This is a genomic window from Bacillus sp. BSL6, assembly GCF_052928345.1.
The window spans coordinates 1-18,236 of sequence record NZ_JAVGCW010000009.1 but is presented as its reverse complement, the minus strand read 5'-3'; the positions used below and the strand labels follow the sequence as shown (position 1 = coordinate 18,236).

27 protein-coding genes are annotated in these 18,236 nt (G+C 34.9%); 20 read left to right on the top strand and 7 right to left on the bottom strand.

The window, feature by feature from the left end; genetic code table 11:
* The first annotated feature begins 213 nt into the window (after window positions 1-213).
* Together RCJ96_RS23045 and phnA are read left to right on the top strand one after the other, a co-directional pair.
* Window positions 214-1,008, top strand: a complete 795-nt coding sequence (locus tag RCJ96_RS23045) for a DUF2628 domain-containing protein (protein ID WP_416504340.1) — start codon at window positions 214-216, stop codon at window positions 1,006-1,008.
* Between the two features lie 235 nt (window positions 1,009-1,243).
* Window positions 1,244-1,585: an alkylphosphonate utilization operon protein PhnA gene (phnA, locus tag RCJ96_RS23040; RefSeq protein ID WP_000212737.1), complete on the top strand. Its 342-nt coding sequence runs from the start codon at window positions 1,244-1,246 to the stop codon at window positions 1,583-1,585.
* Between the two features lie 200 nt (window positions 1,586-1,785).
* Here the strand turns inward: phnA and RCJ96_RS23035 are convergent, their stop codons facing one another.
* The 4 genes from RCJ96_RS23035 to RCJ96_RS23020 form a co-directional block, all read right to left on the bottom strand.
* Window positions 1,786-2,583 (bottom strand): ABC transporter permease, encoded by a 798-nt coding sequence (locus tag RCJ96_RS23035; RefSeq protein WP_000679255.1) that lies wholly within the window; start codon window positions 2,581-2,583, stop codon window positions 1,786-1,788.
* Window positions 2,567-3,226 (bottom strand): ABC transporter ATP-binding protein, encoded by a 660-nt coding sequence (locus RCJ96_RS23030; protein ID WP_074606389.1) that lies wholly within the window; start codon window positions 3,224-3,226, stop codon window positions 2,567-2,569. Before RCJ96_RS23030 ends, RCJ96_RS23035 begins: the two co-directional genes overlap by 17 nt.
* 54 nt (window positions 3,227-3,280) lie before the next feature.
* Complete coding sequence (locus RCJ96_RS23025; protein WP_001103330.1) at window positions 3,281-3,454, bottom strand: Spo0E family sporulation regulatory protein-aspartic acid phosphatase; 174 nt, start codon at window positions 3,452-3,454, stop codon at window positions 3,281-3,283.
* Window positions 3,455-3,684: 230 nt separating this feature from the next.
* Window positions 3,685-4,755, bottom strand: coding sequence for an NAD(P)/FAD-dependent oxidoreductase (locus RCJ96_RS23020; RefSeq protein ID WP_000682073.1), 1,071 nt, complete (start codon window positions 4,753-4,755; stop codon window positions 3,685-3,687).
* 351 nt (window positions 4,756-5,106) lie between these two features.
* Between RCJ96_RS23020 and RCJ96_RS23015 the strand changes: the two genes are divergently transcribed.
* From RCJ96_RS23015 to RCJ96_RS23005, 3 genes are all read left to right on the top strand, one after another.
* Complete coding sequence (locus RCJ96_RS23015) at window positions 5,107-5,346, top strand: YuzB family protein (protein ID WP_000595026.1); 240 nt, start codon at window positions 5,107-5,109, stop codon at window positions 5,344-5,346.
* Between the two features lie 244 nt (window positions 5,347-5,590).
* Window positions 5,591-6,457, top strand: coding sequence for a diaminopimelate epimerase (gene dapF, locus RCJ96_RS23010; protein ID WP_000077385.1), 867 nt, complete (start codon window positions 5,591-5,593; stop codon window positions 6,455-6,457).
* A 41-nt stretch (window positions 6,458-6,498) separates the two neighbouring features.
* Window positions 6,499-6,852, top strand: coding sequence for a HesB/IscA family protein (locus RCJ96_RS23005; RefSeq protein ID WP_000573822.1), 354 nt, complete (start codon window positions 6,499-6,501; stop codon window positions 6,850-6,852).
* A gap of 150 nt (window positions 6,853-7,002) precedes the next feature.
* On the opposite strand, the gene RCJ96_RS23000 is transcribed toward RCJ96_RS23005, so the two are convergent.
* Window positions 7,003-7,566, bottom strand: coding sequence for a GNAT family N-acetyltransferase (locus RCJ96_RS23000; RefSeq protein WP_416504341.1), 564 nt, complete (start codon window positions 7,564-7,566; stop codon window positions 7,003-7,005).
* Between the two features lie 720 nt (window positions 7,567-8,286).
* Between RCJ96_RS23000 and RCJ96_RS22995 the strand changes: the two genes are divergently transcribed.
* Entirely contained in the window at window positions 8,287-8,640 is a 354-nt protein-coding gene (locus RCJ96_RS22995; RefSeq protein WP_000833158.1) for a YxeA family protein, read from the top strand.
* 87 nt (window positions 8,641-8,727) lie between these two features.
* Here RCJ96_RS22995 and RCJ96_RS22990 read toward each other — a convergent pair whose 3' ends face one another.
* Together RCJ96_RS22990 and RCJ96_RS22985 are read right to left on the bottom strand one after the other, a co-directional pair.
* Complete coding sequence (locus RCJ96_RS22990; protein WP_446699862.1) at window positions 8,728-9,789, bottom strand: tyrosine-type recombinase/integrase; 1,062 nt, start codon at window positions 9,787-9,789, stop codon at window positions 8,728-8,730.
* Between the two features lie 54 nt (window positions 9,790-9,843).
* Window positions 9,844-10,497 carry a LexA family protein gene (locus RCJ96_RS22985; protein ID WP_446699861.1) on the bottom strand — a complete coding sequence of 218 codons (654 nt, stop codon included), beginning with the start codon at window positions 10,495-10,497 and terminating at the stop codon, window positions 9,844-9,846.
* Between the two features lie 205 nt (window positions 10,498-10,702).
* Here RCJ96_RS22985 and RCJ96_RS22980 point away from each other — a divergent pair, with 205 nt between their 5' ends.
* The 14 genes from RCJ96_RS22980 (at window position 10,703) to RCJ96_RS22915 (ending at window position 18,071) form a co-directional block, all read left to right on the top strand.
* The gene (locus RCJ96_RS22980; protein ID WP_446699860.1) at window positions 10,703-10,927 is read left to right on the top strand and encodes a hypothetical protein; all 225 of its coding nucleotides are present in this window, start codon (window positions 10,703-10,705) and stop codon (window positions 10,925-10,927) included.
* A gap of 124 nt (window positions 10,928-11,051) precedes the next feature.
* Window positions 11,052-11,240, top strand: coding sequence for a helix-turn-helix transcriptional regulator (locus RCJ96_RS22975; RefSeq protein WP_446699859.1), 189 nt, complete (start codon window positions 11,052-11,054; stop codon window positions 11,238-11,240).
* Window positions 11,241-11,259: 19 nt separating this feature from the next.
* Window positions 11,260-11,427 carry a hypothetical protein gene (locus tag RCJ96_RS22970; protein WP_446699858.1) on the top strand — a complete coding sequence of 56 codons (168 nt, stop codon included), beginning with the start codon at window positions 11,260-11,262 and terminating at the stop codon, window positions 11,425-11,427.
* Window positions 11,428-11,775: a YqaI family protein gene (locus RCJ96_RS22965; protein WP_446699857.1), complete on the top strand. Its 348-nt coding sequence runs from the start codon at window positions 11,428-11,430 to the stop codon at window positions 11,773-11,775.
* A gap of 94 nt (window positions 11,776-11,869) precedes the next feature.
* On the top strand, window positions 11,870-12,085 hold the full coding sequence (locus RCJ96_RS22960; protein WP_446699856.1) for a hypothetical protein: 216 nt from the start codon (window positions 11,870-11,872) through the stop codon (window positions 12,083-12,085).
* On the top strand, window positions 12,070-12,273 hold the full coding sequence (locus tag RCJ96_RS22955; RefSeq protein ID WP_446699855.1) for a hypothetical protein: 204 nt from the start codon (window positions 12,070-12,072) through the stop codon (window positions 12,271-12,273). The genes RCJ96_RS22960 and RCJ96_RS22955 overlap by 16 nt, the downstream gene beginning before the upstream one ends.
* Window positions 12,273-12,557, top strand: coding sequence for a hypothetical protein (locus RCJ96_RS22950; protein WP_446699854.1), 285 nt, complete (start codon window positions 12,273-12,275; stop codon window positions 12,555-12,557). The genes RCJ96_RS22955 and RCJ96_RS22950 overlap by 1 nt, the downstream gene beginning before the upstream one ends.
* The gene (locus RCJ96_RS22945; protein WP_446699853.1) at window positions 12,535-13,083 is read left to right on the top strand and encodes a host-nuclease inhibitor Gam family protein; all 549 of its coding nucleotides are present in this window, start codon (window positions 12,535-12,537) and stop codon (window positions 13,081-13,083) included. The genes RCJ96_RS22950 and RCJ96_RS22945 overlap by 23 nt, the downstream gene beginning before the upstream one ends.
* A gap of 15 nt (window positions 13,084-13,098) precedes the next feature.
* On the top strand, window positions 13,099-13,770 hold the full coding sequence (locus tag RCJ96_RS22940; RefSeq protein ID WP_446699852.1) for a hypothetical protein: 672 nt from the start codon (window positions 13,099-13,101) through the stop codon (window positions 13,768-13,770).
* Window positions 13,771-13,772: 2 nt separating this feature from the next.
* Entirely contained in the window at window positions 13,773-14,210 is a 438-nt protein-coding gene (locus RCJ96_RS22935; RefSeq protein WP_446699851.1) for a hypothetical protein, read from the top strand.
* Window positions 14,211-14,903, top strand: coding sequence for an AAA family ATPase (locus RCJ96_RS22930; RefSeq protein ID WP_446699850.1), 693 nt, complete (start codon window positions 14,211-14,213; stop codon window positions 14,901-14,903).
* Complete coding sequence (locus RCJ96_RS22925) at window positions 14,903-15,376, top strand: DUF669 domain-containing protein (protein ID WP_410976416.1); 474 nt, start codon at window positions 14,903-14,905, stop codon at window positions 15,374-15,376. Before RCJ96_RS22930 ends, RCJ96_RS22925 begins: the two co-directional genes overlap by 1 nt.
* Window positions 15,377-15,451: 75 nt before the next feature.
* The gene (locus tag RCJ96_RS22920; RefSeq protein WP_410976417.1) at window positions 15,452-15,697 is read left to right on the top strand and encodes a hypothetical protein; all 246 of its coding nucleotides are present in this window, start codon (window positions 15,452-15,454) and stop codon (window positions 15,695-15,697) included.
* Window positions 15,698-15,716: 19 nt separating this feature from the next.
* Window positions 15,717-18,071 (top strand): phage/plasmid primase, P4 family, encoded by a 2,355-nt coding sequence (locus tag RCJ96_RS22915; RefSeq protein ID WP_446699849.1) that lies wholly within the window; start codon window positions 15,717-15,719, stop codon window positions 18,069-18,071.
* Window positions 18,072-18,236 lie beyond the last annotated feature (165 nt).

The window sequence follows — 18,236 nt, the reverse complement described above, 5'->3', positions numbered from 1 at the left end:
CCTTTTTAGTGAATATATAAAATAATTAACTTAGTGTATTAAACCTATCATTCATAAGTATTCTAATATATTTAAAAGTAAAATGGAATAATAAACGGGAAATTGTAGGAATATATTCGATTTATGTTCATTTTTATGAAATATATGTACTTTTTGTTAGATTCCTTCTTTTTTTTCTATAAAATACATGTATGTAGAAAGAAGAAAAGGATGATGTACGTGAAGGACACTGTTTTACAAGAAACAAATTCCCCGCAAGAGTTGCATAAAGTTGTTCAAAAGAATACAGCTTATTATGACTTTAAATGGGGGAAAGTAGAAAATCCAGCGCAAAGGAATACGTGGAATTGGGTGGCCTTTTTCTTCCCAACTTTTTGGTTAGCTTATCGTAAAATGTATAAGTTGTTTATGATACTTACGTTATTGGCGGTACCTAGTATCGTTGTAACTCCTTTTATAGATATTCCAGATGGGATTTATTTAACATGTAGTTTAGTCCTTCAGTTAGGAACGATGATATTTACTGGATGGCAAGGAAATCGTTTATATTATAAGCACGCTGTTCGTGTATTACATAAGGGAGAAGATATGCCAGATCATGAGAAGGCGTATTACTTACAATCAAAGGGTGGAGTTAGTTTTGCTGGTATGGTTGGTTTCCAGGTTATAGTTGGAATCGTGTTTGGTGGGGCTATGTTCGGACTCTCACTTTTACCAACTGAGCCGAATATTAAAAATGTCGTTCGTTCAAGTAGTGAAGGTATTACTTTAGAGATTATGACGGATAATCCAACTTGGAAGTTTGTGAAGAAAGAACAAGATTATGATGTAGTAGAATTTACTGGCTATGATTATACAGAGAAGAAGAACGTGAAAATTAAATTTGCTGTTTATTTTAGTGAAGACTATTTTGAATGGCAAGAAGTACATGAAAATAATAAGAAGTTAAGTGAAGAAGAGTTAGAAGAATATCAATTTTACATTGAAGAAAATGGTTGGGGGTTCTAGTGAGAACTCGTTCATTTTGAAAAGGGGAATCTTGTGAAGGTTCTTCTTTTTTACTTGGAAACACCATACGAATTGAAAATTTGTAAAATACAATAAAAAATGAGAATTTGAGGTAAGCTTGTCAATAACGTGAGACTATGGCACTATATAGAAATGCTATACAAATTTTATTTATCGAGATGTAAACATCAATTTTGATTTTTACGTATAAATAATGAACGGAGGAAATAAATTTATGGCTACTTTACCAAATTGTCCAAAATGTAATTCAGAATATACGTATGAGGATGGCGTTCTTTTCGTATGTCCAGAATGTGCTCATGAGTGGGGCCAAGAAGCAGAAGCTGAAAATAATGATGGTGCAAAAGTTGTAAAAGATGCGAACGGAAACGTTCTTCAAGACGGCGATGCTGTTACTGTCATTAAAGATTTAAAAGTAAAAGGAACTTCTTCAGTTGTGAAGATCGGTACGAAAGTAAAGAGTATCCGTCTAGTTGATGGCGATCACGATATTGATTGCAAAATCGACGGTTTCGGAGCTATGAAGTTAAAATCACAATTTGTTAAGAAGGCGTAAGTAAATAAAAAGAGGAGGCGTATAGGCCTCCTCTTTTTATTATGTCATTTTTTGTCGGTAAGTCGATATTCCTTGTCGAATCGTCGATATATTTCAAAAATCGTTGATATATTTTGAGTTATGATAGATATATTCGAAAAATCGTCGATATAATTTCACTCACCGAGAAAGGTGCATCATTTACCGAGCAAAAAGCTAGATTACCGTCCGCCATAGTCAATCTCCTTCAACTGACACCGCTTATTAAAGAAAGTTTTATATCCAAGCTGCAAGAAGATAATAACAGCAAAAGCGGTACTTCCTGAAATACCGAGTATAATTGCGATTTGATATTGAATAGCTGTAAATGGTGATACACCAGATAAGATTTGACCAGTCATCATGCCCGGTAAGCTTATAATCCCCATTCCGACCATAGAATTGATCGTTGGTAAAATAGCCGAGTCAAAAGCGTCTCGAATGAGCGGAGCAGCGGCTTCTTTCGGTGTGGCGCCGAGCATAAGTGCTCCTTCAATTTGACCTCTTTGTGATTTCATATTGTTTAAGAACGTATTTGCACCGAGAGAAACACCAGTCATTGCATTCCCAACTAACATTCCTGTAATCGGAACGATATATTGCGGCGCATACCAAGGGTCATGACCGATAATAACAAAGATAAATAGTAGAAGTGGCCCAATTGATCCGGCTACCATGGAAAGGGCGGCTACTCGTTTTAATTCTTTAGACATTGGGATATTCACTCGTTTATAAATATTAAAAATTGCAAAGGTAGTAATAGAAGTAATAAGAGCAATTGTATAAAATGGATTACTGTTTTCAAATACGTATGTAAGGACATATGCAACGAGTACGAGCTGAATCGTCATACGGAACGTTGCGAGCGCGATTTGTTTTTCGCGAGGTATCCCTTTTAATTTCACGAGCCCGATTAAAATAAGAATGAAAATATATGCAGCGGCAAGTTGCCAAATTTGGAGTTCAATCACGCCCTTCAACTGAGAGCACTTCCTTTCTAGTTGCACCGTTTGCTTTACTAATCTCAATAATATCGTCTGCAATTTCTTCTGGAAGTTGTTGTGAGTGTGTGATGAAGATAACTGTTTTTTTCTTTTCTCTTGCTAGCGTAGTGAATTGCTTCATAACGCGTCGTTCTGTATCGCTATCTAACGCCGAAGTTGGTTCATCTAATAAATAGACAGGTGGATCCATAAGTACGATACGTGCAAAAGCAAGTCGTTGTTTTTCGCCACCTGATAATGAATCAGCGTTGTCTTCTAAATTTTTTTCCAAGCTAACAGTCGTTAATGCACTTCGCAAGGCAGCATCATTTGGAAATGGTTTTTCAGAAAGACGAAGTCCCATTAATAGATTGTCTTTAATGGTTCCATCAAAAATAGGTGGTGTTTGCCCAAGCATGACTACGTCACGTCGTAATTGAATAGGGGGATAATCAGAAATTAGTTTTCCGTTATATTCAATTATTCCAGATGTTGGAGATTGTAGATCATTTAACATACGGAGCAATGTACTTTTTCCGCTCCCACTCTCACCGATAATACATGTAATTTTTTCTTTTTGAATCTGTAAATAAGGAATGTGCAGTATATCTTTATATGTAACGTCTTTTAATATAAACATAGATGGCTCCTTTCTGATTCTAGTTATATCGTATCAAAAAAGAGAAGATAACGGTTATAAAGAGCAACGTTTTTTCTTCGTCTTGAGTTCTATTAATAAATTAAGTAAACGATCTAATTCTTGGCTGAAAGAAATTACTTTATGATGAGTGAATCCGTACTTTTCAACGAGATAGATCAATTCTTTCTTCTTCGCTTCTATGCGATCATTTAGTTTCGTTACGTTCATAAGTGAAATGAAATGCCTCCTATAAAAGTATTTACAACACAAAAAATAAGACCGAATGACTTCGGTCTTAAAGGAAATAAAACAACTTATAAATAGCATACACTGTTCATCAATAGTTTTTAATATAAAAATGAAAAATAAATTATTATCTATATTGAGAAAAATGTGTCTGATAATTATGTTTTAACTCATAAAAGAGACTGTCTAATTAGTAGACAGCCTTTTAAGTATTAACCGTTATGATATTTGTACATCCAGAGGATACCGGATTTTAATAACCTCGGTACACGTCCCATTAGTGGTTGGTTTGCGAGTAAACCGAAGCCGTGCTTCTTACCAAGAGAGCCGAGAACACCTTTTAATTTAATGACAGGTAGTTCGTCAGGAAGTGGTTCATTATGCCAACGTTTTAATAATATTTGGACAATTTGTTCCCCTTGACCTTCAGCAAGTTGTGCAGATGGTGCGTGTGGAAGTGCTGCACAATCTCCTACAACATATACGTGCTCATTATTTGGAATATTGTGATATTTTGTTAAAACAACCCGTCCGCTACCATCTTGTTCAACTGGAAGGTTTCGAACAACTTCATTTGCTTGAATACCAGCTGTCCAGACGATTGCATCACATTCAAGTGGTTCATCGTGGTTGTACACAATATTTGGCTCTACTTTTGTAATGTTAGAGTTTCGTATAATAGTAACTTTATGTTTTACGAACCATTCTTCTACATATCTACTTAATTTCTCTGGATATGGGAATAGAATTCTATCTTTTCGATCAAATAAGTAAATTTTTAAATCAGAACGGCTTTCGCGAAGTTCACTTGCAACCTCAACGCCACTTAATCCAGCACCAACGACAGCTACCGTTGCATTTGGTTCTAGACTATTTAATTGTTCATATGTCTTACGTGTTTGTTCAATCGATTGTAGGCTATGTGTATATTCCTTCGCCCCAGGAACGTTATGGTATTTATCCTCACAGCCAAGTCCAATAATTAAATCATCATATTGGATCGCTTCGCCGCCATCGAGATGAACAGCTTTTTCTTCGAGATCAATATTTGTTACTGTGCCGTATTGAATATTGAGGCGTGGGTGTTCAGGAAACGGTATACGAATATGCGTTTCTGAAATAGTACCCGCAACTAATGCATAATATTCAGTTTTGAAGCAATGATATGGTACTTTGTCGATTAATGTCACTTGTACATCATCCGGAAGTTGGTTGCTTGGAAGTAGCCGCTGCAGAATTCTCATTCCACCGTAGCCGCCACCTAATATTACGAGGTGTTTCATGATGGATTACCCCTTTTCTGTTGAAATATCCCCTAATCATAAAATTTTATATTAATAAAATATTTTGACTTTACTCAATCAAATTATATCGAATTTGTGAACAAATAACAATGCATGAATGAATACTCTGTTGTACAATAAGAAGAAAAGTAGAGTAAACGATCTGCATTATTTAGTTACCATTTCATCGTAAATAGCATGTTATATAGAAGGAATCATCTATTTTGAAGTGAAATAATGAAGTAACTAAATAGTTTAGAAGGTGTAATGAAAACAACAAGAAACAGCTTAGTTTTTTTCTTATAGATGAAGTCAGAAAGTAATTTGTTTTGTAGTACAGGGGGGAGAATTTTGATTAAACCATTAATTGAATTTTGTGTAGGTAACCTTGCGAGTGGTTCACAAGCCGCTTTAGAGAAATTAGAAAAAGATCCGAATTTAGATGTAATGGAGTATGGTTGTTTAGGATATTGTGGTATTTGTTTTGAAGGACCGTTTGCTCTTGTAAATGGTGAAGTGGTACAAGGGGCTACAGTAGAAGAACTTGTTAATAATGTATATGAGTATTTGGATGAAAATCCAATGTTTTAAGGTGTTGCAATCGGCAGCACCTTTTTCTTTTTCTATTAGATAAAATTTTATTTCGCAGGGGAGGATAATATTGTATATAAATAAAAAAGGCCCTTTTTAGAAGGGCTTTTTTCTTACACAATTTGCGCAAGAATGGCTCATCGCCAAATGTTGTCAAATATGAGAAACGGGGGACATTCATATTGTGTTCTAAAAGCGTGCATTTTATACTTGAAATAACAAATTATTTTTGGAGTGAATACAAATGAGCCAATTTTCTTTTACAAAAATGCATGGTCTTGGCAATAGTTATATATATGTAAATATGTTTGAAGAACAAATTCCTGAAGAAGATTTAGCTCTTGTGGCGGAAAAGGTTTCAAATATTAATACTGGTATTGGAGCAGATGGAATGATTTTAATTTGTCCGTCTGACGTAGCGCCGGTGAAAATGCGCATGTTTAATAATGATGGATCAGAAGGAAAGAGCTGTGGTAACGGTCTACGCTGCGTAGCGAAATATGCGTATGAGCATAAACTAGTAGAAGATACAGTTTTCACAATTGAAACGTTAGCTGGCATTGTAACGGCTGAAGTAACGGTAGAAGAAGGGAAAGTTACGTTAGCGAAAATTGATATGGGAGCACCGCGTTTAACGCGTGCAGAAATACCGATGCTTGGCGAAGGTGAAACACCATTTATTCGTGAAAACTTCTTATACAATAACCATCGTTATGCATTTACAGCTGTTTCAATGGGAAATCCGCATGCAGTTATTTTTGTGGATGATGTAGAACAAGCACCTCTTACAACACTTGGACCAGTTCTTGAGACACATGAAATGTTCCCAGAACGAGTAAATGTTGAATTCATTGAGATTTTGAATGAGGAAGAGATGAACTTCCGCGTTTGGGAACGTGGATCTGGTGTAACACAAGCTTGCGGAACAGGGGCGTGTGCTGCAGTTGTAGCCTCTATTTTAAATGGAAAAATGGAACGTGGTAAGGAAATTACAGTTCATTTAGCTGGTGGCGATTTAATGATTGCATGGACAGAAGAAGGCAACGTGTTAATGAAAGGACCAGCAGAAGTAATTTGCCACGGAGTGTATGAGTACAAGATAGAAGCGTAAAGATGTATAATAGAACGAGAACAGAAAGGATGGTGTATTTCATGATTGAAGTAACAGAACAAGCAGCTTTTCAAATTAAAGATATGTTAAAAGATGCTGAAGATGGAGAGAAGTACGTGCGCCTTGCTGTACACGGCGGCGGATGTAGTGGTCTTTCTTACGGCTTAGGATTTGAAGTAGAACCAAAAGAAGACGACACAGTTCTTGAGTTTTTCGGTGTCGAATTTGTTATCGATAAAGAAAGTGCTCCGATTGTTAAAGGAGTAAAAATTGATTATAAACAATCTATGCTTGGCGGCGGATTCACAATTGATAATCCAAACGCAATTGCATCATGCGGATGTGGATCATCTTTCCGTACAGCGACGAATGCTGGTAAGCCAGAAGAGTGCTAAGTTTTTAGTTGAAATAGAGAAAGACCTTTTTAGCGATGGAGTGCAATCGTTAAGGAGGTCTTTTCTTTTACAGTAAAAAATCAAAAAGCCGCCTTCTAAATTTAGAAACGAGCCTTAAGATATTTGTATAACAAATTTTAAAATCTTAAACTAATTTATCTTTGCATAGATGCAAGTATCAGCTGGTTGTTTGCCGTCAGCTGAAACATCTTCATTACGTAATACCCCTTCAAGCTCAAAACCTAATTTTTCAGGGATCGCACGACTTTTCGTGTTACTAGCTTCACATCGGATTTCAATCCTTCTAAATTTAAATAACTGAAATCCAAGGTTTGTTAACGCACGTACTGTTTCTGTTATGTATCCACTGCCACTAAATTGCGTGTTAACCCAGTATCCAATTTCACATTTAGAAACATTCCAATCAATTCGGTGAAGGCTAGCTGTTCCAATAAAATTATTCGTCTCCTTATGGTAGATAAGGTAGCGAAAGCTTTCTCTTTTCAAAAAATTTATATGGGCATTTCTCAGAAGAATTTCCGTTTCTTCAACAGTAGGAATGGACTGGAATAAAGACAACCATTGCTTTAATTCACGAATGGAATCTTTAATAGCTTCGTGTAATACATTCCCTTCACCAGCTTGCAGTGGTGCTCGAAGAATGAGTCTATCTGTTTCTATTTGTAACGGAACATCTAATAAAATAGGATTCATATTATTTCTCCTCTCAAAACCTTTAATTGGGATATAATTAAATTTATGTAAAAAATCACCTGAGAGCTAGAAAACAATAAATATATATTCACTTCATCATTTAGAAATCCCTTTTCACATATTGAAAACGAAATTGCTAGTTGATACAAAAAATAGCTGCTGAAGTAGCTTTAAGTTGGTCAAATCTTGCATGATTATTTATTTGATCTTCTTTTAAAGTTCTCTTTTTTCCAGTTATAATTGAAGGGTAGAAAGAGGGGATATATGCTGGAAGATATTTTTGAATTTATATTGAAGTACGTTATAGGTCCTATTTTTAGATGTATAAGATACCTTGTGATAGATATTATAATAGAATGCATAATAGAAGGTGTAATAAACGGTATAAGGAAATTACGTGATAAGTGGCGAAAGTGGCGTGAAAGACGTTATTGGCGGTAATAGGTACATAAAAAATTGGCAGTAAAGAGATAGAGGATAAAAAGCCTTAAGGGAGATGATTCATTCATTTCCCTTAAGGCTTTTTATAATGAAGTAGTAGCAACTCATCTATATTTAGAATCTGTACTCATGCCAATTGGTGACGGGATGGCGGTTTCTAAAGTGAAGAAATAATTACTATCTTACAAAAGTGTAATGTTCATGTCATGTTTTTGAATTTCTTCTTTAAGCTCTGGGCTTTAAGATAACAATATAAGAAAAACACATGAGGTGAAGGAAATGAAAAGATATATTGCACTTTTTAGTATTTTAGTTGTATTTGCGAGTCTTTTAGTTGGCTGTGATTTAAATCGTATGGGTAAAGATGAGTACTACGTTCAAATTACAGTAGATGGAAAAGAGTATAATGGTAAGTCTGATAATGGAGAGCCATACAAACATTTTGAGTATAAATTAAAAGGGTTTGATAAAGACGGAAAAGAAAAAGAATTAGAATTTAATGCTCAAAAAAATCTTCGTAAAGAAGCATTCTTACGCGTATACAATTCAGATAAAAAAGGTGTAACAGCTTGGGAAGAAGTTAAGAAAGACGAGCTTCCTGCAAAAGTGAAAGAAAAATTAGGTGCAAAATAAGATAGAAAAAAGGAATTGACGAACAGGGTCTTTACTAATGCTATACTATCAACGGTTTAAACGTTCATGGTAACGATTTGGTAACGATTATACCAAATCGCTCTCCATAAATGCAACTACTTCCGATTGTTTTGATGGATATAAATGGCTATAAGTATTTAAAGTTGTTGCTACATCTGAATGACCTAGGCGTTGAGCTACTACAAGTGGACTGACGCCTTTATTTATTAAATAAGATGCATGAGAGTGTCTAAATTCATGCATTACTATTTCTTTAACTTCAGCTGCCTTTAGATATTTATTATATTTTTTATGTAGTGTAGTCGTAGCTATACAGTCATAGAATTCACCAAACACAACATAATCATTTTTAATTGGGACCGATAAATTGGCCCTTTTTTTTATGTCTTTTAATAAATCCATTGTAAAATTAGGCAACATGACAATTCGTTTAGAAGACTTTGTTTTTGGTTCTGTGACCTGACGGTTATATACTGTTTTATTAATATCAATTGTCTTCTCTTCGAAATTAATATCTGACCATGTTAAAGCTAACAGTTCACCTTTTCTGGCACCACTATAATAAAGGGTTGTAAAAAAGGCTTTGTATAATGGATCGTCCACAACTGAAATAAATTTTTTAAACTCTTCAAACTCCCAAAAATTTATCCTCTTATTTGAGTCTTTTTCAAAATTACCAGCGATTCTGGCAGGATTGGTAGTTAACCCATGGAATTTTATTCCGAAGTTAAATATAGCTGAAAGTGTTGTATGAAATTTCTTTAAGTACTCAGCTGAGTATTTACTCATCATTTTGTTTTGGTAATGCATTACATGATTTGCAGTGATTTGATCCATTTTCATGTTACCAAACTCTTTTAATAAATGATTATAAATTGCGTTTTTTATAGTGTTAATTGAAGACTGTTTGCGTCTTTGTGAATACCATTCAAAATAACTATCCGCTAATTGGGCGAATGTTAAACTTGAAGTGGTTTCTTTTTCAACTAACATCTTCGCTTCAGCTTCACGGGCTTCCTTTTTTGTTTTAAATCCACGACGTTTTACTTGTTTTAAAGTGCCATCATATTGTCTAACCCTTACTACAAAGTAATAAGTGCCTCTTTTTTCATCTTTGTAAATAGTCATAAGAATCTCCTTTTATTACAAAAGAGCAGACAATTGTCTACTCTTAGGTGGTTATTAATATGTCTTAACGGCTTGTATAACACGACCAACGATCTTAACATCATCTTTAATAAGATTATATGTTTTGGGTTCATGTATAGGATCGTTGCTCAATGGTATCAAAGTAATGACATCCTCTGACTTAGAAATTTTCTTTACAGTCGCGTCATAACCATTCACTTTTACTACTGCAATTTGTCCATTTTCCACAAATGGGGTTTCTTCCACAAGAACGAATGCTCCATCAGGGAATTCAAGATTCATGCTAGTACCTTTAACGGTAAGGTAAAAGTATTTTTTTCTTTTGTTTAATAAAGTGTCTAACATAGGTAAGTATCCTTCAATATTCTCTTCTGCCAATATAGGTAATCCTGCTGCAATTGAACCGATAATTGGAATGTAAGTGATGTTGGAATGTTCTTTATCTATTGATTCGTATATAGGCAAGTTACTTTGTAAAGAATCATTTTCAGCCATATTTTCTAGTTCATCAATTGTAATCCCTAACCCCTTACAAACTTTTATTACATTATCAATTGTTGCCTTTCCCATTCCTCTTGATAACATCGATTGCAATGTAGTCGGTGGAAGACCGATTTTTTCAGCAAAAGCTCTTCTACTATACCCAGACTTCTCTATTAATTGTTTTATAACTTCAGACTTTTCCACTGTAAACACCTCCCTTCTTCAGGTGTTTAGTGTACGATTTTTCGTACATCCAATAACATCATAACTCAATTACGTAATGCTGTAAATAGTAACTTGAACGAAAATTAGTTTAAATTACTATTTTTTTCGTTGACTTCAAACGAAACTTCGTTTATATTTGGTTTGTGAACGAAAATTAGTTCAAAAGTAATTAGGAGGTGATCAAATGTATCCGAATTTGCGTGCGGAGATGGCTCGAGAAGGTATAGTGATTTCAGATTTAGCGACACATCTTGATCTTAGGTATGCAACCGTAAGTGACAAAATAAATGGTAAGTTTCGTTTTTATTACAATGAAGCCCTTGAAATCAAAAATAATTTTTTTCCAAAACATAGTTTGGAATATCTTTTCGAATACCAAGAGAAAAACGATTTAACAGAAGTCGAATGAAAATAATTAGTTCATGAGGAGGAATCCTCACTTTTTTTTCAAAACAAAATGTCGAATTTTGTCACTTTATAAAGAACGCTTTGTTCTTTTAAGAGAATCCTTGTCGAAATGAGGTGATGAGATTATGTATCAAAATCTTTTTATTGCTCGTAGAGAAAATAGAATGACTCAGGAAGCCGCCAGTAAAGTAATAAATATATCGAAACAGACCTATTACTTAAAAGAAACAGGAAAGAGTGATTTTACTTTAACAGAAGCGAAAAAATTAGCTAAACACTTTAAGACAACTGTGGATGATCTATTTGAAAAATAAACAAGGAGAGTGAACAAAAATGAACGGAGTATTATCCGCAACAAGAATCATGAAAGGGCATGAGGTACGAAAAAGATGTGCTGAAGCAAAGAACAGTCCTACATTGTTACTAGCTATGGAATTAGAGGCTAAACGTAAGCTATACGAAATGAACCGTAAGGTTTCATCTCGAAGGGAGGTGAGTTAGTTGAAGGAAGTAACGTTGGTTTTTAAGTCAGGTGCAAAGGTTAGTTTTACAGCTGAACAATTTAAAACATTTAACAATAGTTTTGGTGCATTATCAAAAATAGAATGGGAAGGTATTACTGGAAAGGTACCACTTCACATTGGTATGAGCAATATCGATGCAATCTTTGTGGAAGACATTGCTGAAGAGGAAGTTAAGGAACCTGATCATCCAATTGAAGATGTCTATGGTTGTGAAATTAAACAAGATGATAAGTATTTTATGTTCGGACAGGATATCGTACTTAAAGAAAATCTAACGGAATACTTAATTGAGCAACACAATGTTGAATGCTTTAAAGCAGTATAAAAAGAAAACCACCTGCGCCAACAGGTGATTTAAGTAAAAATATTCACAGTCATTATAGCATGAATTGATTTCGTGTAAAGGAGATTACATATCAATGTGTAAATTTACGCTGGAACAAATTGAACGTGCAGCCGCTAATGGAATTAGTAAATCACTTTTATATACACGTACAAGTAACAAAATGAAGATGAGCATAGAAGAGGCCATAACTATGCCTAAGATGTCCAAAGCTGAAGCTGGACGTAAAGGGAAAGCAAATGGACCTGATTTTACTTTTAAGCGAGGGGAATCTGCATGGATAAACAATTAGCACCTAAAACTATATATCTAGTAAGTGTAGGTAATTTGTTTGTTAGTAAAGCAAATCCATTGGTCGTAACTAAGTTAGTGAAAAGTGCAATGGAATTTGAATATGAAGAATCAAAACAAGTAGCCAATGATGTTGGTGGAGAAGTTATCCGCAGAACAGTGGAATATGCCAAGGTGGTGGAATTTTAATGGATATTAGTGTGATTGAGAAACAGGTACAAGCTATGAATGCAGCTTATGCCAATGGCGTTCTGGGGATTTTCGATAATAACAAAGTTCATGTGAATTATCGATTGTTAGAAGAACTTCTGAATGAAGAAGGAGATCTAGAAGTAGTGAAGCGTGATTGTTTGGATTATCCCATTCGAGTTAATTTCACGAAAAATGGCTTCACATACTTTGCTGTTTACGATGCAAAGAAATTTAAAAATACATTTGGAGGTAATATCGATGAATGCATTACAACAAAATGAATTAATGGAAGTGGACCAATTACAAGATGCGGAGCAACAATTTGAAATTACGGATATTAACGGTTTAAATTGGGCATTCCGTAAATTGTCTGCTCTTAAATCAAAGGAAAAGGAAATTAACCAATTAGCAAATGTTGAACGTGATCGCATTGCTGAATGGGAAAAAGGTGAGTTGATTTCCGTCCACAATAGTATCACCTTCTTTGAAAGTCATATTCAACGTTATCATGCGGAACAACTTGCAGTGGATCCAAAACAGAAAACAATTAGTACGCCTTACGGTAAATCAAAAACTCGTAAGAGTAAGGAAACCCCTGATAAAGGTGATGAAGCGTTGCTTCTAGATTATGTTATTCAAAATGACCTTGCTGAATTTATTAAAAATAGTGTTAAGTGGGCTGATTTAAAGAAGACATTAAAAATTGTTCAAATTGGTGATGAGAAAGTAATTGTTGATGGGGATGGACAATTAGTTCCTGGAGTCTCAGTTAAGCCAGAAACAATTACGTACAGTGTAGAAGTATAAAGGGAGGTAAATATTTTGCCTAGCTTTAAAGATTTGACAGGAAAGAAATTTAATAGGTTAACAGTTATTAAGAAATTCGGATTGAACAAGCACAAAAAAATAACTTGGTTATGCTGCTGTGATTGTGGAACAAAAAAAGTAGTACTTGGTGCGAGTTTAGTAAATGGTCAAACAAAAAGTTGCGGTTGTTTGCAGAAAGAGAAAGTTACAAATAGGAATTACAAACATGGTAAATCATGCTCTCGTCTATATAGAATTTGGAGAAACATGAAAGATAGATGTACTAATCCAAATAGACCAGACTATCAAAACTATGGTGCTCGAGGAATAAGGGTATGTAATGAATGGTTTAATAACTTTCAATTGTTTTATGACTGGAGTATGAACAATGGATATGAAGATAACCTATCTATTGATCGTATAGACGGAAATGAAGGTTATAGACCAAATAATTGCCGATGGGCCACATCAAAAGAACAAGCAAGAAACATACGAACTAATGTAGTAACTAGTGTAAATGATGAATCTCTTACATTATCCGAAATAGCGGAGAAATATACAGTTAATTATGATGCTGTCAAAACAAGATACAAGAAAGGATTGAGAGGTATGGATTTAATAAGTGGTTTAAAGAAAACAGGGGTTACGGTTAAACCAGAGATGATTTCTTATAGTGTGGAGGTATAAGAATGGGTGCATACGATACACCGACACAAGAGTGTCCGTATTGTAAATCGAAAATGGAAGCTGATTGGGTGGATGTAGGAGTAGGGATGGTGCAATGTGGTCCATATCATTGTTACGAATGTGGAGCTAGTGAAATTGGTCCTGAACTAAATGATTGGTACTACAAAAATAGAGATGGGAATGAAATCTATCTTCAAGGTAAACGAAAGTATTACAGTTGGGCTAAACGTGGCAAGGGGGCAAAGCTTCAATCTAATAGTTATCCAATATTAAGATATAATGCTCCATTTACCAAAAAAGAATTAGAAACAGGTTTTTATGATCCATCTAAAAAGATGTTATCACCTTATGCGAATACTGTTGGCGGGCATCTTGTTGGCCATAGAACAGCGAAAGCTGCATACAACCTTGGTTTGTTAGATGAAAAAGGAGTGAATTAAATGAAAACCAAAAACGGTACTGAAATTACCAAAAGTAAAAGGGCAAAAATTATCATGTATTCAAAACCAGGTGACGGCAAGACAACAGTTGCTGGATTGTTACCAGGGAAAACATTAGTCCTTGATATCGATGGGACGAGTCAAGTTTTAGAAGGATATGAAAATGTAGATGTGGCGGAGATTGATGAAAGTAATCCACATGATAGCATTTTACAATTCTATGGACATGCTAAAGCGAACATCAATAAATACGACAATATCTTTGTCGATAACCTAACACATTATCAAAAGTTATGGTTATTGAAGAAAGGGGAAAATACAAAAAGCGGTATGCCTGAATTGAAGGATTACGCTTTACTAGATAACCATCTTTTAAAGTTAGTAGAAACATTCAAAGCCTTAGATGCAAATATTATTTTCACAGCTTGGGAGACAACGCAAACTATTACACATGAAAATGGTCAGCAATATACACAATTCATTCCAGATATTCGGGATAAAATTGTTAATCATATTTTAGGTGTTGTTAGTGTTGTCGCGAGGTTAACAAAAAAGGCAGATGGTACACGAGGATTTGTCTTAGAAGGAGACCAAAGTACTTATGCGAAGAATCATCTGGATCAGCGTAAAGGCTGCGTACAAGGAGAATTAATAGTGACATCCACAAATGAAAAAACAGGGGGAAATAAATAATGAGTTTCAAAATTAATTTCGATGAAGAAAATGTATCACAAGGGTTTGGATTGGTAGAAGAAGGCAAGTATGAAGTTACGATTATTACTGCAGAAGCAAAAGAATGGCAAGGTCAATATTCTATCGGTTTTGATGTAGAAATCCGTTCAGATATTGAACAAAAACATCAAGGAGCAAAAATCCTATATAACACTCTATATCTAACTAGTAATATTCAAGATTATAAAGAAGACACTGAAAGAAAACGCAACTCATTCTTAAAAGCTTGTGGCTACACAGGGAAACAAGAATTAGACCTAACTGTTGTTGTGCGTGAGATTGTAGGTAAAACGGTTTTAGCTTATGTAAAACATGAAACAAATAAGGATGAGAAAACATTCGCTAAAGTTAAGTTTGTAGCACCATCGAATGTAACGCCACCTAAACCAAGTGGACCACCGATTACTGTTGGCGATGATGATTTACCATTCTAAATAACTAAATAGAGAGGTCGGTTTTGTCGACTTCTCTTTTTTATACCCTAAATCAGCGAAATGAGGCGAATAAAGGTGAAAGACATCTATAATATCCCAGTTGAAAATGGAAAATACAATGTAGTTTTGACAGAAAACTATGAAGTTAAATTTTTAAGAAATAGCGAAGAGTGGGTTAATAATCCTCCAGGTTCAAAAATGTTAATTGCTTTAATGGGACAACAGGAAGATTTACAAAATGAAAACAATAAGCTGCGAGAAGCGTTGCAAAGGGCATGCAATTCACTGGGAGCAGATATTAATGATTATTTAGAAGAATAGCAAATAATCGGAGGGCAAAATGAAAAAGAATCCATACAATTTTAATGAAATTCCTGCCGAGTTAAAGGCCCTTCCTCAATGGATCTTGTGGAAGTTCGAAACGCGAAATGGCAAGAAGACAAAAGTTCCGTGCCAGGTCACTGGCGAAATGGCCCAAGCAAATAACAGGCGTACTTGGTCAACATTTGCAACAGCGGTCAAATTTTACTTAGAAGGTGACTATGACGGAATAGGTTTCGTGTTCAGCAGGCAAGACAATTACATCGGTATAGATATTGATAAGTGTGTTGTGGATGGAAAAACAAATACTTTTGCAACAGAGATTATCGATACATTAGATAGCTATACAGAATTTTCGCCGTCAGGAAATGGGATTCACATCATTATCAGAGGTGGTCTTCCACAATCTGTTTTAGGTACTGGACGGAAAAATACAAAGCATGGTTTAGAAATTTATTCATACGGCCGCTTCTTTACCTTTACTGGAAATCGTGAGAATTCCAATGATGTATATGAGCGAACGGATGAACTAGCTGAAGTATTCGAAAAATATTTTGATGATAGCGACATTCAAGGTCGTGTGAATTTAGCAGAGTTTGAAAAAGATGAAATCAAAATTTCGAACGATGCTCTATGGGAAAGAATGTTTAGAAGTAAGAATGGTGATGAAATTCGTTCGTTATACAATGGCAACTTAATAAATAATGACCATTCGGCAACTGATCTTGCTTTATGTAACCACTTAGCTTTCTGGACAGGTAAATCAGCAACTCGAATGGATACGATGTTCCGTGAGACTAGCTTAATTCGTGATAAATGGGATGTTATTCATTTTAGCGATACAAATGAAACGTACGGCGAAAGAACGATAGGAACAGCCATTTCATCTACTTCCACAACTATTTTAGATAATAAGCAACAATTCGAAGAATTTTCCTTTGATTTCATTAATGAAGATGCGGTTGAAGTTGTGGAGGACAAGCCAAAAAAGAAATTCCGTTTAACTGAGCTAGGAAACGCTGAACGCATCGCATATGAATATGGACATGTAATCAAATATGTCAGCGACATCGGTTGGTATATATGGGACGGCAAACGTTGGAAGTTGGATACAAAAAAAGAGATTGAAAGAATTACAGCAAAAGTTCTTAGAAGTCTTTATAAGTCAGAAGATGAATTAGAAGCGAAATGGGCGCGCATGTGTGAGCGTAGAAACATCCGAATGAACAGTATTAAGGACCTTATGCCATTAGTACCAGGAGAACGTGAGGACTTTGATAGACATAAATATTTATTCAATGTCGAGAACGGTATTGTTGATTTAAAAACAGGGAAGCTGCAGCAACATGATCGTGAACTCGGTTTAACTAAAATTACTAATATTGCTTTTGATGAAAATGCAAAGTGTCCTGAATGGCTTAATTTCTTAGATCAAATTTTCCAAGGTGATAAGGAACTGACTGAATACATGCAGCGGTTAATTGGTTACTCACTAACAGGGGAAATTACGGAGCAAATAATGGTGTTCTTGATTGGTGGAGGTTCCAATGGAAAATCGACCTTTATTAATACGATTAAGGACCTTTTGGGTGAATACGGTAAACAAGCTAAATCAGATACTTTCATCAAGAAGAAAGAAACAGGAGCCAATAATGATATCGCTAGATTAGTGGGAGCTCGTTTTGTATCTGCAATAGAAAGTGAAGAGGGTGAACAACTCTCAGAAGCTTTTGTAAAGCAAATTACAGGTGGTGAACCAGTGTTGGCTCGTTTCCTTAGACAAGAATATTTTGAGTTCATACCAGAGTTTAAAGTCTTCTTCACTACAAATCATAAGCCAGTAATTAAAGGTGTTGATGAAGGTATTTGGAGACGTATTCGCTTGATTCCATTTAACTTACAACTTCCAAAAGAGAAGCGTGATAAGAAATTACCAGAGAAGATAAGTCTTGAAATGCCTGGCATTCTGAATTGGGCGATTGAGGGTTGCTTGAAGTGGCAGAAGTCGGGACTAAACGATCCAGCAATTGTTATGAAAGCAACAGGTGATTACAAAGAGGAAATGGATATTCTCGGTCCGTTTATGTTCGAATGTTGTTTTAAACGAGAAGATGTTCAAATTGAAGCAAAAGAATTATATGAAGTTTATTCCAATTGGTGTTTCCGAAATGGTGAGCATCAATTGAAAAATAGAGCATTTTACCGAATTTTAGAATCCCAAGGATTCAAAAGAGAACGTGGTAACAAAAATAAGTATTACATCAAAGGTGTTACTTTAACAGACCGAAAAAATACTTTTCAGCAGCAAAAGTTACTGAAAAACGATGAAAATAGCCAAAGTGTTACTAAAAGTAACACATTTAAAATTACTTAAAACCCTTGGTACATAAGGGCTCAAGGTACTTTTTATATTCTTTTTGTTACTTTTGTTACTAAAAATATATATAAACAAAAAATAAATATATATATAAGTATTCTATTAGGGGGCTTAATGCTCAAAATAGGTAACAAAAGTAACCTAGGCACCTTAATCCCTTGG